Consider the following 15,374-nt stretch of genomic DNA (forward strand, 5'->3'; position numbering starts at 1 on the left):
ACGACGTCACATCGCCTCTCTGCCAGGAAGCGCTAAGCTCATTGGTTAGCCGCTTTCTGTCACCCTGTCTGAAACGCATCGAGGAATGTTTGCATGAAACTACGAACACTGGGCCGTACCGGTCAGCGCGTCTCCGAAATTGGCTTTGGCGCATGGGCCATTGGCGGAACCTGGGGGGAAGTGAGCATGGAGGATGCCAAAGCCGCGCTGAATGCTGCGCTGGATGCGGGCATTACCTTTATTGATACCGCCGATGTCTATGGCGATGGCCGTTCCGAAAAAATCATCGCAGAGGTGCTGAATCAGCGCGGCGGTGAACGTCCGTTTGTCGCCACCAAGCTGGGGCGTCGCCTCTCGCCACATGTGGCTGAAGGTTACAATGCTGAAAACCTCAACGCCTTTATTGACCGTTCACGCGAGAACCTGCAAACCGACACGCTGGATTTAGTGCAGCTGCATTGCCCGCCGACCGAGGTCTACTACAACCCGGACGTCTTTGCGGTGATGGATGAGATGGTCGCTGCCGGAAAAATCCGTCACTACGGTGTCTCCGTTGAGAAAGTTGAAGAAGGTCTGAAGGCGCTGGAGTTTCCAAACGTCTCGTCAATTCAGCTGATCTACAACATTTTCCGCCAGCGTCCGGCTGAACTGCTGCTGCGTGAAGCGAAACGCCGTGATGTGGCGATCATCGCCCGTGTACCGCTGGCGTCGGGCCTGCTGACCGGCAAAATGCGTGCCGACAGCGTATTTGCCGCTGACGATCACCGCGCCTTTAACCGTAATGGCGAAGCGTTCGATAAGGGCGAGACCTTTTCCGGCGTGCCTTATGAGGTGGCGCTGGAGGCGGTTGAAGAGATTCGCCGCTTTGTCACTGGCGACACCACCATGGCGATGTTTGCCCTGCGCTGGATCCTGATGAACGAAGATGTCAGCGTGGTGATCCCTGGCGCGAAAAACCGCGAACAGGCTGAAGCCAATGCCCGCGCCAGCGATGTCGATGCGCTCTCTGCAGATACCATGGCGGCGCTGAAGCAGATCTATCAGGAGAAGATCGCGCCTCATGTGCATCAGCGCTGGTAAGCGCCTTACAACGCCTGGGCGCAGGCCCAGGCGGAACTCCACGCCCACTGGAAGTTATAGCCGCCCAGCCAGCCGGTGACATCAGCCACTTCACCAATAAAGTAAAGTCCCGGTACCGCGCGCGCCTCCATCGTTTTCGAGGAGAGCTGTGTGGTATCCACACCGCCCAGCGTCACTTCAGCAGTTCGATATCCCTCGGTGCCGTTTGGCTGAATGCGCCAGGCGTGCAGCGTCTGCGCCAGCTCGGTTTGCTGTTTGCTGTTGAGCTGCTTCAGGGTGATATCCGGCACCACCTTCAGCGCCTGTAATACTTCCACCAGACGCTTCGGCAGGATTTTCGCCAGGCTGTTCTTCAGGCTGAGATTCGGGTGTGCTTCACGCTGCGCCGTCAGAAACGCCTCAAGCGGCGTGGCAGGCGACAGATCGATGGTGACGAATTCTCCGGGTAGCCAGTAGCTGGAGATTTGTAACACCGCCGGGCCGGAGAGGCCGCGGTGGGTAAACAGCATCGCCTCTTTGAAGCGGGTGCCATCCTGCGCATCGATAGTGGTCTCCAGCGCGACGCCTGACAGCGTCTGCAACTGCTCCAGCAGCGGCTTGTGCAGGGTAAAGGGCACCAGCGCCGCCCGCGTCGGAAAGACGCTCAGCCCGAACTGCTCCGCTATTTTATAGCCAAACGGCGTGGCGCCCAGGCCTGGCATCGACAGACCGCCGCTGGCGATGACCAGCTTCTCCGCCTGAACCGTGCTGCCGTTAAGTTGCAGAGTATAGCCGCTTTCATCGCGCGCCACGCTGAGCACTTCACTGCGCAGCCGCAGGGTGACATTGCCCTTGTCACATTCGGCCAGCAGCAGATCGACAATCTGCTGGGCGGAGTCGTCGCAGAAGAGCTGGCCCAGGGTTTTCTCATGCCAGGCGATGCCGTGGCGATTAACCAGATCGATAAAATCCCACTGGGTATAACGCGCCAGCGCCGATTTACAGAAATGAGGATTGTGCGACAGATACGCCGCCGGTTCGGTGTAGAGATTGGTGAAGTTGCAGCGGCCACCGCCAGACATCAGAATTTTACGTCCCGGCTTTTTGCCGTTATCCAGCAGTAACACGCGGCGTCCCCGCTGCCCGGCCTGGGCGGCGCAGAACAGCCCTGCGGCACCGGCACCAATGATGATAACGTCAAACTGTTCCACTACGACTCGCTCACTTAACTGGAAAGGCGCAGATTGTAGTGATCTGCTCACTGAGACGCCAGCGTCAAAAAAATGCCGCAAATGTGTCATATTGTATCTGTCTAATATCTAACCCTTTTTCTCTGAGTTACCCTTACGCCTTACATCGAAAGGTTAAATTAGCGCTATATTTTCCTTTCCCATACAGCACGTTGTCGCGGATAATGCGCCGCGTTCATGTCCTCCAAAAATGGCGTAACGTTTATGCTACATCTGTTTGCTGGTCTAGACCTCAGTACTAGCCTGTTATTGGTTCTTGCCCTGCTGTTTGTATTGTTTTACGAAGCGATCAACGGTTTCCACGACACGGCCAACGCAGTTGCGACGGTCATCTATACGCGTGCCATGCGTGCCCAGCTTGCTGTGGTCATGGCGGGTGTATTTAACTTCCTTGGCGTGCTGCTCGGTGGATTGAGTGTCGCTTACGCTATTGTTCATATGCTTCCCACCGATCTGTTGTTAAACGTTGGATCGGCTCACGGTCTCGCCATGGTGTTTTCTATGCTGCTGGCGGCGATTATCTGGAACCTCGGCACCTGGTATCTCGGTCTGCCAGCCTCCAGCTCCCATACGCTGATCGGCGCCATTATCGGTATCGGTCTGACCAACGCCCTGATGAGCGGAACCTCGGTGGTTGATGCGCTCAACATCCCGAAAGTGCTGAACATCTTCCTTTCTCTGATCCTGTCGCCGATTGTCGGCCTGGTGATGGCGGGCGGCTTAATCTTTATACTGCGTCGCTACTGGAGCAATACCAAAAAGCGTGCGCGTATTCATATGACGCCTGCTGACCGTGAGAAGATCGACGGCAAGAAAAAGCCGCCGTTCTGGACCCGTATCGCCCTGATTGTTTCGGCAATTGGCGTGAGTTACTCCCACGGTGCGAATGACGGTCAGAAAGGGATCGGCCTGATCATGCTGGTTCTGATTGGCGTGGCACCTGCTGGTTTCGTGGTAAATATGAATGCCTCCGGTTACGACATCACGCGAACCCGCGATGCAGTCAATCACCTGGAGCAGTATTATCAGCAGCATAACGCCTCGCTGACCCACATCATCCAGATGGCACCGCCTAAGCTGCCCACGCCGGAAGAAGTACCAGCAACCAGCCCGCAGGAGTTCCATTGTGACAGCGCGCGCGCATTACAGGCGGTACAGGGTGCGCAGGTGTTGCTGAATAACCTGCAGAGCTACGATCAGCTGACGGTTGATCAGCGCGGTCAGATGCGTCGTCTGCTGCTGTGTATCTCCGATACCGCCGATAAAGCGGCTCGTCTGCAGGAAACCTCGCCAGATGACAAACGCTTCCTCAATAAGCTGAAAAGCGACCTGCTTGGCACCATCGAGTATGCGCCTATCTGGATTATTGTGGCCGTCGCGCTGGCGCTGGGCATCGGCACCATGATTGGCTGGCGTCGTGTTGCCACCACCATTGGTGAGAAGATTGGTAAAAAAGGCATGACCTATGCGCAAGGAATGTCAGCACAGGTGACAGCAGCGCTGTCGATTGGTGTCGCCAGCTATACCGGCATGCCCGTCTCCACCACGCATATCCTCTCTTCATCGGTTGCCGGTACCATGCTGGTCGACGGTGGCGGGCTACAGAGCCGGACCATCAAGAACATCGCCATGGCGTGGATCTTCACCCTGCCGGTCTGTATTCTGCTGTCAGGTTCGCTCTACTGGATTGCCTTAAAACTGGTGTGATGCCAGCAAAAAAAAGGGCGACGCAAGTCGCCCTTTTTTAATGCCAGATCGCCAGCGCCACCAGACTGATGACCACCAGTCCGCACAGCGCACTGGTCAGCATAAACTGCCCCCGCACCCGCTCGCAGCGCCGAATAAACTCATCGTCATGATGATCGAGATAGCGCTTTGCCCAGATATAAGTGACCAGCCGCACCTGCTTGCTCGGCTGGCCATGAGAGGTGAAAAAACCCGCCCCATCGACATACTGATACAGCAGCGGATCACAACCGCGTAAGACCGCCAGCAGAGCGCGCAGGGATGAAAAATAGCGCGCCATATTCACGATACACACCACGCAAAGCGCCCAAAAAAGCGCAATAGTGCTGATCATATTCTCCCCCTCCCGGCTGGAATCGCAGCAACAGGCCCAGCGTCAGACACTGAGTCCACCTGCAGAAATAACCAGCCACTGAATCACCGGACTGCGAAAGTTTTTCGACCCCCTGAGCGGTTGCGAATCGGACCGCCTTTTTTCAGTGTAGGAGAAATCTTTACATTTTTTCCAACGATGATTTTCGTTCAGCGCGAGTAAATCTGGCATAGCCTTGATCTTATTCATAAGCCAGGCGGCAACGGCAGCATTTACAGTGGGAGAAGGCTATACTGAGGACATAACAACATCATCACCTGCAATGCAGGTAGACACTTTGGTGGCGCTCATCGCCCGCTCGCGCAAGGGATTTCGCTAAGCTGTGACGCGGCAGGAACACCGGATGCCATCCTTAACCTCGTGAAAGGAGTTTTATCATGGCTTATAAACATATCCTGATTGCAGTAGACCTTTCTCCCGAAAGCCAGTTGCTGGTGGATAAGGCCGTCTCGCTGGCTCGTCCGTACGATGCCAGAATTTCCCTGATTCACGTTGATGTCAATTACTCCGACCTCTACACCGGCCTGATTGATGTCAACTTAGGGGATATGCAGAAGCGTATCTCTGAAGAGACGCATGCGGCGCTGAAAGGGTTGTCAGATGCGGCGGGCTACCCGATCAGTGAGACGCTGAGCGGCAGTGGCGACCTCGGCCAGGTACTGGTTGACGCGATCAAAAAATATGACGTTGACCTTGTAGTATGTGGTCATCATCAGGATTTCTGGAGCAAGCTGATGTCCTCAGCCCGTCAGCTGATCAACACCGTGCATATCGACATGCTGATTGTGCCGCTGCGCGATGAAGACGAGGCGTAATTTCGCCGTATAAATGATTAAAGCCGGCGCAGAGCCGGCTTTTTTATGCTTTAAAGCGGTGGGTAAATATCAAAGCGATGGCTTTTGGTTACCACGGCCGCCTGCGTCACAATACCCGCCAGCGGCGGTGCATAGTCTGGCCGTTTAACCACGATGCGTTTCTTCGCCAGCCGACGAGCGGGTTCCAGTAATGCGTCAGCATCTTCATCCGGCCCCACCAGCGACTGAAACACCCGCATCTCCTTTTTCACCAGCGCACTTTTCTGGCGATGGGGATACATCGGATCGAGATAGACCACATCCGGCGGCGGCGTGATATCCCCCAGCGCCTGCGCGCTGGCCGCATGAATCAGCGTCAGCCGATCGCGCAGCCAGGGGCCAATTTCCGCATCCTGATACCCGCGCTGCAATCCATCTTCCAGCAGCGCAGCGACAACCGGATGACGCTCCAGCATTCGCACCCGGCAGCCCAGCGCCGCCAGTACAAACGCATCTCGTCCCAGCCCGGCGGTGGCATCGACCACATCCGGCAGATAACCGCCTTTGATGCCGACCGCTTTGGCGACGGCTTCGCCGCGTCCACCGCCGAAGCGACGGCGATGGGCCATCGCGCCAGTGACGAAATCAACAAAAATGCCGCCCAGCTTTGGCTCATCACGCTTGCGCAATTCAAGGTGCGTCGGGGTCTGCACCAGCGCCAGCAGTGCGTCTTCATCGTGCTCCAGCTGCCAGCGCTGCGCTAAACGTGATAAGGCGCCGTCTCCGGCGCCTGATTCATCGAGCAAACAGATTTTCACGAACCGACTTATCCCTGAATGCCGTAATGTTCCAGCATCGCATCGAGCTTCGGTTCACGGCCACGGAAGCGTTTGAACAGTTCCATCGGCTCTTCAGAACCGCCACGGGTCAGGATGTTATCCAGGAAGGACTGACCGGTTTCACGGTTGAAGATGCCCTCTTCCTCGAAGCGGGAGTAAGCATCCGCCGCCAGCACGTCTGCCCACAGATAGCTGTAGTAACCCGCCGCATAGCCACCGGCAAAGATGTGGCTGAAGGCATGCGGGAAACGGCCCCATTCCGGACCCGGAACCACGGCCACGCGGCTTTTCACTTCGCGCAGGGTTTCCAGAATCTGTGCACCTTTCTCCGGATTAAACTCGGTGTGCAGGCGGAAATCGAACAGGCCGAACTCCAGCTGACGCAGGATAAACAGCGCAGCCTGATAGTTCTTCGCCGCCAGCATTTTATCCAGCAGCTCTTTCGGCAGCGGTTCGCCGGTTTCAAAGTGGCCCGAGATAAAGGCCAGCGCATCCGGTTCCCAGCACCAGTTCTCCATGAACTGGCTTGGCAGTTCGACTGCATCCCATGGCACACCGCTGATACCGGAGACGCCAGGCGCTTCGATACGGGTCAGCATGTGATGCAGGCCGTGACCAAACTCATGGAACAGGGTGATCACTTCGTCATGGGTGAACAGCGCAGGTTTGCCTTTCACCGGACGGTTAAAGTTACAGGTCAGGTAGGCAACCGGCTTCTGCAGGCTGCCATCGGCTTTACGCATCTGGCCGACGCAGTCATCCATCCAGGCACCGCCACGTTTATGTTCGCGGGCGTAGAGATCGAGATAGAAGCTGCCGCGCAGTTCGCCGGTTTCATCGAACAGATCGAAGAACTTCACGTCAGGATGATAAACCTCAACGTCGTTACGCTGCTTCGCCGTGATGCCGTAAATGCGTTTCACCACTTCAAACAGACCGGCGACCGCACGCTCTTCCGGGAAGTAAGGGCGCAGTTGCTCATCGCTGATGGTGTAGAGATGCTGCTTCTGCTTTTCACCGTAATAGGTGAGATCCCACGGATTAAGCTCGGTCACGCCGTGCTCTTTACGGGCAAAGGCGCGCAGCTGCTCCAGCTCTTTTTCACCCTGCGGACGGGCGCGTTCCGCAAGGTCATTAAGGAAGTCGATTACCTGGGACGGGCTTTGCGCCATTTTGGTCGCCAGCGATTTATCGGCGTAGGAGTCGAAGCCCAGCAGCTGTGCCAGCTCGTGACGCAGCGCCAGCTCTTCCGCCATGATTGGGCCGTTATCCCACTTACCGGCGTTCGGACCCTGATCGGAGGCGCGCGTCGCATAGGCGCGATACATCTCTTCACGCAGCGCAGCGTTGTCGCAGTAGGTCATGACCGGCAGATAGCTTGGGATATCCAGCGTCAGCAGCCAGCCTTCCTGCTCTTTGGCTTCAGCCTGTGCTTTCGCCGCCGCCATCGCGCTCTCCGGCATACCGGCCAGCTCGCTTTCATCGGTAATCAGCTTGCTCCAGCCCATGGTGGCATCGAGCACGTTGTTGCTGTAAGCCGAGCCCAGCTCAGAGAGGCGCGCGGCGATTTCGCCGTAGCGCTGCTGTTTATCTTTTGGCAGGCCGATGCCGGAGAGTTCGAAATCACGCAGGGCATTATCGACCGCTTTCTTCTGCGCCAGATCCAGTGCAGCGTACTGATCGCCCTCTTTCAGGTTGCGATACGCCTGATAGAGCCCTTCATGCTGACCAACCCAGGTGCTGTATTCAGAGAGCAGCGGCAGCGTCTGCTCATAGGCTTCACGCAGCTCCGGGCTGTTTTTCACCGCATTAAGGTGGCTGACCGGTGAGAAGATACGGCTCAGGCGATCGTCAGTTTCCGCCAGCGGCTGAACCAGATTATCCCAGGTATACGGCGCACCCTGCGCCACGACTTTTTCGACTTCTGCGCGACAGTGGCTCAGCACTTCCGTCACGGCAGGCACCACATGTTCAGGCTTAATGGCAGAAAAAGGGGGTAGCGTAAAAGATGTCAGTAGCGGATTGGTCATAGCGCAGTCCTTTATAGATGTATGGGGCGCAGCGGGTCGCGCAACGCAATCTAAGTAACATGCGGCTTAGTGTAGCGAAAATCAATGGCAGCCAGGATGAGGTGGGGAAGAAACGCGCGAATAGCAGCACGGAAGATGCACGCTTTTATCTCATGCACGTAATGCTGGCTGGCGCGTCGGGGAGGATTTGCGGTCGCTTTCCGTGACTGCGTGCCGGGAACCACACGCCCCGCCCTGAGCGGCTCGCGGTAATCCCGATTTGTTATCACGCTTCTGGCCCATCAACAGGTCATCCCTGATATAATCGCGGATTCTCATGCTTTTCCTGCGTCGGTTGCTGTGCGTCGTTCTGTGGGTAATACGTGAGGTAATAATTGGTATAAATTGATTTTCCATCAATTAAAACCTTATACATTCAACAGGATAAACAATGCTGAGTTATCGCCATAGCTTCCATGCTGGCAACCACGCCGACGTGCTGAAGCACACCGTTCTGAGCCTGATCATCACGGCGCTGAAAGAGAAAGAGAAACCGTTTTTCTACCTGGATACCCATGCGGGAGCAGGCCGCTATCAGCTTAGCGGCGAGCACGCCGAGCGTACCGGTGAATATCTGGAAGGCATCTCACGTATCTGGCAGCAGCCCGATGCGCCGGAATTGCTGCAACCCTATTTTGATGCGATTCGTGCGCTGAACCGTAGCGGGACGTTGCGTTATTATCCCGGTTCGCCGCTGATTGCCCGCCATCTGCTGCGTGAAGATGACAAACTGCAACTCACTGAGTTGCACTCCAGCGACTATCCGCTGCTGCGTAACGAATTCAGCAAAGACAACCGTGCCCGCGTCGATCGTGCCGACGGTTATCAGCAGTTAAAATCGAAACTGCCACCGCCGTCACGTCGCGGTCTGGTGCTGATCGATCCGCCGTATGAGATGAAAAGCGACTACCAGGCAGTGGTGAAAGGGATTCAGGAAGGCCATAAACGTTTTGGCACCGGCGTCTTTGCGTTGTGGTATCCGGTGGTTTTACGCCAGCAGATCAAACATATGCTGCGCGACCTGGAAGCGACCGGCATTCGCAATATTCTGCAGATCGAACTGGCGGCCCGTCCGGACAGCGATCAGCGCGGCATGACCGCCTCCGGCATGATCGTGATTAACCCGCCGTGGAAGCTGGCCCAGCAGATGAATACCCTGCTGCCGTGGCTGCACCAGAAACTGGTTCCGACGGGTACCGGCCACTACGCGGTTAACCAGATCGTACCCGAATAACTCTCTTTGTCTTCTACGCCGCTCACTACCGGTGCTGCGGCGTTGTACCAGGTCTTTACCATGTGGATCATACTGGCTGGCGCGCTGGCCGCGCTGCAACCGGCCCGACGGCTGGCATTATTATTACTGGCGCTCGCCACACTGCTGGGTTTTTATCAGGACGTGTTAGCGTGGCCGGTGCTCCTGCTGTTTACCGGCACCGCCGCTGTGGTGGCATTCCGTATTTATGACCGTGACCATCATCGACGACAAATAGTGACCGAAGCGCTGCTGGTGCTGATCGCCATCGGGTTGCTCCTCCATCTTTTTCCAGGCTTTAATAATCCCCTTAAGGCAGAGGATGTGCAGGCCGGACCGCACAGCGTGCCTTTCAGCTTCGGGTTTAACTTCGATAAAGCGCTTATTCCTTTTGTACTGCTGGCCTGCCTGCCGACGCTGTTTCGCGCGCCTGCCACGCCACCACGCTATCGACTACCCGCCGCACTGGCACTGATCGCCGCCATTCCGCTGCTGCTGTACTGCGCGGTATTATTGGGCGGATTAGCGTTTGAGCAACATACGCCGGACTGGCTGGGCCCATTTATGCTCGCCAACCTGTTCTTTGTTTCGCTGGCGGAAGAGGCCCTGTTTCGTGGCTATCTGCAGCAGCGATTAAAGCAGGTAGTGGGCGGCATCCCGGCGCTGTTACTGAGCGCGCTGCTGTTTGGTCTGGTGCATCTGAGCGGCGGCCTGTTGCTGGTGATCTTCGCCACCCTGGCCGGGCTGTTATATGGGCTGGCGTGGCACTGGAGCGGCCGCTTATGGCTGGCGACCGCCCTGCATTTTGGCCTTAACCTGACCCATCTGCTGTTTTTCACTTATCCCGCACTGCATCATTAGAGGTTAAAAACCGCCAGATCCCAGGCCAGCTCGGTGCAGGGAAAAATCGTCTGGCACTCCGCCAGCAGGCGGTTCATGTCTTTTGCCAGATAGCGTGAACTGAAATGGGTGGCGATCAGCCGTTTTGCTCCGGCGCGTTTTGCCACTTCGGCGGCCTGCATTGTGGTGGAGTGCCCGCGCCCGTTGGCTTTTTCCACCATCGCGGCCTCCAGCGTGGTTTCATGCACCATCACATCAACATTGGCCGCCAGTTGCAGCGCGACCTCAGTAGGTGCCGTATCGCCAAAGATGGCCAGCGTTTTGCCGGGTGTCGCGGGGCCAAGATAGTCAGCACCGTTGATTACCCGCCCATCTTCCAGCGTCACGCATTCACCCTGCTTCAGCTGCTGAAACCACGGGCCGCGTGGCACCCCTTCCGCTTTCAGCCGGGCGGCATCCAGCAGGCCGGGTTTGTCATGCTGTTCAATGCGATAGCCAAAACACTCCACCGGATGGCTCAGCGGCCAGGCGCTGATACGAAACTCACCGTCGTCCAGCGTCCAGCCCGCCTCAATCTCAACAATGGTCAGCGGGTAGTCGGTGTAGGAGCCGCTGATCGACAGCGCCGTCTCAACAAAGGTTTTTAATCCCCTGGGGCCATAGACCGTCATCGGTGTGGTCAGCCCGGCCATTGACCGGCTGGTGAGTAATCCCGGCAGCCCGAAAATATGATCGCCATGCAGATGGGTGATAAAAATCTTATCCAGCTTGCCCGGTTTGAGGCTGGAGCGCATAAACTGTAATTGTGTGCCTTCCCCGCAGTCGAACAGCCAGGTTTCACCACTCAGCGCGCGGGTAAAAGCAATAGACGTGACGTTACGTTGCAGGCTGGGAGCACCGCCGCCGGTGCCGAGAAAAGTAAGGTGCATGGTATGCTTCCCTGTAAGCGAGTGAAAAAACAGAACCCTATTACAATCATAGGCGCAAACTTTGCGTCATTTCGACCCGCAGCGTTACACTCAACCCCAATTTTTTATGCAACCGGATGGATACTTCAATGACCCGACATTTCGACTATCTCGCCATTGGCGGCGGCAGTGGCGGCATCGCCTCAATTAACCGTGCGGCTATGTATGGCCAGAAATGTGCCCTGATTGAAGCGAAAGAGCTGGGCGGCACCTGCGTGAACGTGGGCTGCGTGCCGAAGAAAATCATGTGGCATGCCGCGCAAATCGCCGAAGCGATCCATCTCTACGGACCGGATTATGGCTTCGACACCACCGTGAATCGCTTCGACTGGGCCACACTGGTGAAAAACCGCAGCGCCTACATTGATCGCATCCACAACTCCTATGACAACGTGCTGGGTAAAAACAAAGTCGAAGTGATCAAAGGCTTTGCCCGCTTTGTCGATGCGCACAGCGTTGAAGTCAACGGCGAGATTATCACGGCTAACCATATTCTGATCGCTACCGGCGGTCGTCCGGTCCACCCTTCTATTCCGGGTGCAGAGTACGGCATTGATTCCGATGGTTTCTTTGAGCTGGACGCGCTGCCAAAACGCACAGCCGTCATCGGCGCAGGCTACATCGCGGTTGAGCTGGCTGGCGTAGTTAACGCACTGGGTTCAGAAACGCATCTGTTCGTCCGTAAACACGCGCCGCTGCGCAGCTTCGATCCGCTGCTTACCGAAACGCTGGTCGAAGTGATGAACAGCGAAGGCCCGGCGTTGCACACCGAATCTATTCCAAAAGCTGTGATTAAAAACGGCGATGGTAGCCTGACGCTGCAGCTGGAAAACGGCAGCGAATATACCGTGGATTGCCTGGTCTGGGCGATTGGCCGCGAGCCCGCCAACGATACCCTGAATATTGACGCCGCTGGCGTCGCGCTGGACGACAAAGGCTACATCAAAGTCGATAAATTCCAGAACACCAATGTGTCAGGCATCTACGCCGTGGGCGACAACACCGGTGCGGTTGAGCTGACGCCGGTTGCGGTCGCGGCGGGCCGTCGTCTCTCTGAGCGTCTGTTTAACAACAAACCGGACGAGCATCTGGATTACAGCAATATTCCGACGGTGGTGTTCAGTCATCCGCCGATTGGTACCGTGGGACTGACCGAACCGCAGGCACGGGAACAGTATGGCGACGACCAGGTGAAGGTTTATAAATCGTCATTTACCGCCATGTACACTGCGGTAACCCAGCATCGTCAGCCGTGTCGCATGAAGCTGGTCTGTGTGGGTGCAGATGAGAAGATTGTCGGCATTCACGGTATCGGATTCGGCATGGATGAGATGCTGCAGGGCTTCGCTGTGGCGCTGAAAATGGGTGCCACTAAAAAGGACTTCGATAACACCGTGGCGATCCATCCGACCGCCTCCGAAGAGTTCGTGACGATGCGTTAATTCCCCGAACAGAATACTATTGCGAAAAACTGGTCATCAGGGCCAGTTTTTTCCTGCAACTGCGCTCAACGAAAATTAATGCGCCCGCTGACGCGAAATGTAAAACCTGCGTTTCTCTTCATATTTTCAACACCCAGCAAGAGCCAGGCTGATTAACAGCGAAAAAACCGAACCGACAGTAATTAAATCCATTTATATATGAAATTATTTAATGACTACCGATTATATTCACAGGCCCGGCGTCCATTTCCACAGGATTACCGTTAGTGAATTTATCGCTGTGCTTAATGAATGCCTGAAGTGATACGACTGCTAAATAACCTCTCCACGCTGTCGCTTTTGAGGAGATAGCCTTTCTTCGAAACTCTCAGGATCACATCATCACTTAAACCCAGAAAAAAGAGCTTCGACTTTAAATTAGACATAACCTGCCAGACCCGCTGCGTAGAAGAACTCAGTCCATGTTTATCCCAGACGTTCTCCATCAGTTCCGAATCCGTGACAACATCAATAGTGGCATTTTCAAAAAGATACTCTAATACGTGCGACATGGTTTTTCTCAGGATGATATCTTCACCATACCCATTCAGACAAATTAGTCGCTTTGTCTTGTGTAAATAAACCACGTTCTCTTCAATAAGATAGCCAATAAAATTTACTTCATTACCCGGTAGCATGATGTTCTCCAGAACAATGATGAAAACAAGATAATAACTTTTATTCAGGTATTTAAAAAACATCCCTTCATTATTTGTACATCACTTTTTAATCAGCCCTGGCCACGCCTTTCCATTGTTCCTGGTCTGTAATAGCGATGCCTCGATGATCGTCATGCATATAACCCTTTGTTGTGTGTTAAAATCCTGGCTATCCACCTCGCCACATCGTTAATAAAAAGTAATAATAAATAAGTCTGTTCTGGCGGAGAAGCAGACTGACCTTAATACTCATCCGACAGAGTGCAATAAGATGTTGTTGCTTATTATCGCCGGCAAGAAAACTTAAATATTTCTTAGTTAAATCAGAAACCACCGATAAACTGACCAGGATGGATTGCTGTCTGATTTGCCTCATCTTATGCGTAGCCGTTATGAAATCATCTAACGTTAACGAAGACAATAAAGTGGGATTTTTATTTTAGTTCAAAACTTACGGGTTTTATCACGGCCATCTGTAGCAGAATCAGCCAAAATAAAGCTTAAAAGAAGAATCGCTTTGGATTGAAAGACGATTGCGTCATCCGAACACGCCCGCTTCAACGCTTTCATTAGTTTTTTTATAATCCATAAGACCTGATATTTCTGGCCAATTTTTGATCTGTATCAACTGGCAATATATCGGTGGAAAAAGCAAAGTAATGGCGGAAAAACAGAAGCAAAAGATATGAGATAGGAATGTTCTTTGCCCGGGAATTAATCAGATCCGTTTGTTTATTAAGATAATTATTAAAGCGTCCTTATTTAGCTATTTTGTACCCTACTAACGGCAAGAGATTGTCATCTTATTGTATATAGAGTCAGAAATAAGCGTGAGTGCCCCTTAGCTCCGTTCCCCCTCGTTAACGTGATAAATAAGAATGAGTTATTAATGCGCCCTGACCTGACAGCATAGTCCACTGATATCAATATTGAGGGGCTGGGTCTGGCTCTGGATTGGGAGATTTAAGATGGCAGAGGGCGCAGCATTAACCGGGACCGGGACAAAGGGTCACCTTCGATCTGGTGACCTTGCGCCAGGCAGGGTGAGAACGGATCCCCCGGTGCAGTCGTGCACCGCGCCAGTGCAACTCAGCTCACGCGATCCAGCCAGCGAACATAAGCCTGATCCCATAGCGCCGCTGGCGTGCCCGCCTTGCCAAGGCCAAAGCCATGCCCGCCTTTGCTGATCTGAATCAGCTCAACCGGCACACGATTACGGCGACAGGTGTCGCGCATCAGCTCGGTGTTAAACGGATTTGAGGTGTGATCGTCCTCGGCCTGCGCCAGAAACGTCGGCGGATATTGCCGGGTTACGTAGTTCTGCACTGACCAGTTCGCCTCATCCTGCGGCGTGGCATTTTTGCCGACCATCATCAGATGGGTATTGGTGTGCTGATAAGGCGCTTCCAGAGTGATAACCGGATAGATCAGACCCACGCTGTCGACTTTGGGCACCACTTCATCCAGCGGATCGATGGCCGGATAGGATTCAAAGTCCGGACGCGCCGCCGCCAGCCCCAGCAGATGCCCACCCGCTGAGAAGCCCAGCACATGTACCTTGCGCTCAAAGGATCGCACCAGCCGGATGGCGCGTTGCGCATCCTGCAGCGGTGCCAGCCGCCCCGCCTGCCACTTCTCATGCGGCAGCCGGTAGCTGAGCACATAGGCGGTATAGCCATTGGCATTGAGCCAGCGCGCGACCGGCCAGGCTTCGCGTCCCATGCCGATCCAGCGATAACCGCCACCCGCTGCAATTAATACCGCTTCGCCATTGGGATTTTCCGGTTTAAAGCGCTGAATCGCCGGGCTGACGATATTTGACCAGGAACCGGTGCTGTTAATATGCAACTGGCCCGATGGGCCGCCGCCGCCGGGCGGATCGTCCGGCCAGAGGGGAATAATGTCATCGCGGGCAAATATTTTGCCGGTGGTCATGGAGAGCCCGAGCGCTCCCGTGCCGAGAATAAAGCGTCGACGCGTAATCATAATGCCTGTTATGTGATACCAGAAGAGTGAGCAAACCGTTGCGGCAGGCTGCAGTAGA

General features: G+C 54.9%; 14 protein-coding genes. 6 read left to right on the forward strand and 8 right to left on the reverse strand.

Annotated features, from left to right (window positions below; genetic code table 11):
• The first annotated feature begins 93 nt into the window (after window positions 1–93).
• Entirely contained in the window at window positions 94–1,080 is a 987-nt protein-coding gene (locus tag AC6I8B_RS18205; RefSeq protein ID WP_157353941.1) for an aldo/keto reductase, read from the forward strand.
• Window positions 1,081–1,085: 5 nt separating this feature from the next.
• On the opposite strand, the gene AC6I8B_RS18210 is transcribed toward AC6I8B_RS18205, so the two are convergent.
• Window positions 1,086–2,270 (reverse strand): BaiN/RdsA family NAD(P)/FAD-dependent oxidoreductase, encoded by a 1,185-nt coding sequence (locus tag AC6I8B_RS18210; protein ID WP_010671506.1) that lies wholly within the window; start codon window positions 2,268–2,270, stop codon window positions 1,086–1,088.
• A gap of 243 nt (window positions 2,271–2,513) precedes the next feature.
• On the opposite strand from AC6I8B_RS18210, the gene pitA reads away from it, so the two are divergent.
• Window positions 2,514–4,016, forward strand: a complete 1,503-nt coding sequence (gene pitA, locus AC6I8B_RS18215; RefSeq protein ID WP_010253391.1) for an inorganic phosphate transporter PitA — start codon at window positions 2,514–2,516, stop codon at window positions 4,014–4,016.
• A gap of 37 nt (window positions 4,017–4,053) precedes the next feature.
• On the opposite strand, the gene uspB is transcribed toward pitA, so the two are convergent.
• Window positions 4,054–4,389, reverse strand: coding sequence for a universal stress protein UspB (gene uspB / locus AC6I8B_RS18220; RefSeq protein ID WP_010253393.1), 336 nt, complete (start codon window positions 4,387–4,389; stop codon window positions 4,054–4,056).
• A gap of 416 nt (window positions 4,390–4,805) precedes the next feature.
• Here uspB and uspA point away from each other — a divergent pair, with 416 nt between their 5' ends.
• Window positions 4,806–5,243, forward strand: coding sequence for a universal stress protein UspA (gene uspA, locus AC6I8B_RS18225; protein ID WP_003852123.1), 438 nt, complete (start codon window positions 4,806–4,808; stop codon window positions 5,241–5,243).
• A gap of 50 nt (window positions 5,244–5,293) precedes the next feature.
• Here the strand turns inward: uspA and rsmJ are convergent, their stop codons facing one another.
• The 3 genes from rsmJ to AC6I8B_RS18240 form a co-directional block, all read right to left on the reverse strand.
• Complete coding sequence (rsmJ, locus tag AC6I8B_RS18230) at window positions 5,294–6,040, reverse strand: 16S rRNA (guanine(1516)-N(2))-methyltransferase RsmJ (protein WP_010253398.1); 747 nt, start codon at window positions 6,038–6,040, stop codon at window positions 5,294–5,296.
• A gap of 8 nt (window positions 6,041–6,048) precedes the next feature.
• Window positions 6,049–8,091, reverse strand: coding sequence for an oligopeptidase A (prlC, locus tag AC6I8B_RS18235; protein WP_157353946.1), 2,043 nt, complete (start codon window positions 8,089–8,091; stop codon window positions 6,049–6,051).
• Between the two features lie 150 nt (window positions 8,092–8,241).
• Window positions 8,242–8,409, reverse strand: a complete 168-nt coding sequence (locus AC6I8B_RS18240) for a hypothetical protein (protein WP_156311573.1) — start codon at window positions 8,407–8,409, stop codon at window positions 8,242–8,244.
• A 112-nt stretch (window positions 8,410–8,521) separates the two neighbouring features.
• Between AC6I8B_RS18240 and AC6I8B_RS18245 the strand changes: the two genes are divergently transcribed.
• Both AC6I8B_RS18245 and AC6I8B_RS18250 read left to right on the forward strand, forming a co-directional pair.
• Entirely contained in the window at window positions 8,522–9,364 is an 843-nt protein-coding gene (locus tag AC6I8B_RS18245) for a 23S rRNA (adenine(2030)-N(6))-methyltransferase RlmJ (protein WP_008926315.1), read from the forward strand.
• 60 nt (window positions 9,365–9,424) lie between these two features.
• Complete coding sequence (locus tag AC6I8B_RS18250) at window positions 9,425–10,243, forward strand: CPBP family intramembrane glutamic endopeptidase (protein ID WP_157354009.1); 819 nt, start codon at window positions 9,425–9,427, stop codon at window positions 10,241–10,243.
• Here the strand turns inward: AC6I8B_RS18250 and rnz are convergent.
• On the reverse strand, window positions 10,240–11,151 hold the full coding sequence (rnz, locus tag AC6I8B_RS18255; protein WP_157353949.1) for a ribonuclease Z: 912 nt from the start codon (window positions 11,149–11,151) through the stop codon (window positions 10,240–10,242). The two genes, AC6I8B_RS18250 and rnz, sit on opposite strands and share 4 nt — an antisense overlap.
• A gap of 128 nt (window positions 11,152–11,279) precedes the next feature.
• Here rnz and gorA point away from each other — a divergent pair, with 128 nt between their 5' ends.
• On the forward strand, window positions 11,280–12,632 hold the full coding sequence (gene gorA, locus AC6I8B_RS18260) for a glutathione-disulfide reductase (RefSeq protein ID WP_045139536.1): 1,353 nt from the start codon (window positions 11,280–11,282) through the stop codon (window positions 12,630–12,632).
• Window positions 12,633–12,916: 284 nt separating this feature from the next.
• On the opposite strand, the gene AC6I8B_RS18265 is transcribed toward gorA, so the two are convergent.
• Window positions 12,917–13,309 (reverse strand): winged helix-turn-helix domain-containing protein, encoded by a 393-nt coding sequence (locus AC6I8B_RS18265; RefSeq protein ID WP_232526500.1) that lies wholly within the window; start codon window positions 13,307–13,309, stop codon window positions 12,917–12,919.
• A gap of 1,110 nt (window positions 13,310–14,419) precedes the next feature.
• Window positions 14,420–15,316 carry an alpha/beta hydrolase gene (locus tag AC6I8B_RS18270; RefSeq protein ID WP_022623984.1) on the reverse strand — a complete coding sequence of 299 codons (897 nt, stop codon included), beginning with the start codon at window positions 15,314–15,316 and terminating at the stop codon, window positions 14,420–14,422.
• Window positions 15,317–15,374: the final 58 nt, after the last annotated feature.

The organism is Pantoea sp. X-Soil-ISGK-285 (genome assembly GCF_059730815.1).

Coding starts and splice junctions, on each gene's coding strand:
- gorA (WP_045139536.1), top strand. CDS start 11,280: ATGACCCGACATTTCGACTATCTCGCCATTGGCGGCGGCAGTGGCGGC.
- AC6I8B_RS18245 (WP_008926315.1), top strand. CDS start 8,522: ATGCTGAGTTATCGCCATAGCTTCCATGCTGGCAACCACGCCGACGTG.
- AC6I8B_RS18265 (WP_232526500.1), bottom strand. CDS start 13,309: ATGCTACCGGGTAATGAAGTAAATTTTATTGGCTATCTTATTGAAGAG.
- AC6I8B_RS18270 (WP_022623984.1), bottom strand. CDS start 15,316: ATGATTACGCGTCGACGCTTTATTCTCGGCACGGGAGCGCTCGGGCTC.
- rnz (WP_157353949.1), bottom strand. CDS start 11,151: ATGCACCTTACTTTTCTCGGCACCGGCGGCGGTGCTCCCAGCCTGCAA.
- uspA (WP_003852123.1), top strand. CDS start 4,806: ATGGCTTATAAACATATCCTGATTGCAGTAGACCTTTCTCCCGAAAGC.
- AC6I8B_RS18250 (WP_157354009.1), top strand. CDS start 9,425: ATGTGGATCATACTGGCTGGCGCGCTGGCCGCGCTGCAACCGGCCCGA.
- AC6I8B_RS18205 (WP_157353941.1), top strand. CDS start 94: ATGAAACTACGAACACTGGGCCGTACCGGTCAGCGCGTCTCCGAAATT.
- prlC (WP_157353946.1), bottom strand. CDS start 8,091: ATGACCAATCCGCTACTGACATCTTTTACGCTACCCCCTTTTTCTGCC.
- uspB (WP_010253393.1), bottom strand. CDS start 4,389: ATGATCAGCACTATTGCGCTTTTTTGGGCGCTTTGCGTGGTGTGTATC.
- pitA (WP_010253391.1), top strand. CDS start 2,514: ATGCTACATCTGTTTGCTGGTCTAGACCTCAGTACTAGCCTGTTATTG.
- AC6I8B_RS18240 (WP_156311573.1), bottom strand. CDS start 8,409: ATGAGAATCCGCGATTATATCAGGGATGACCTGTTGATGGGCCAGAAG.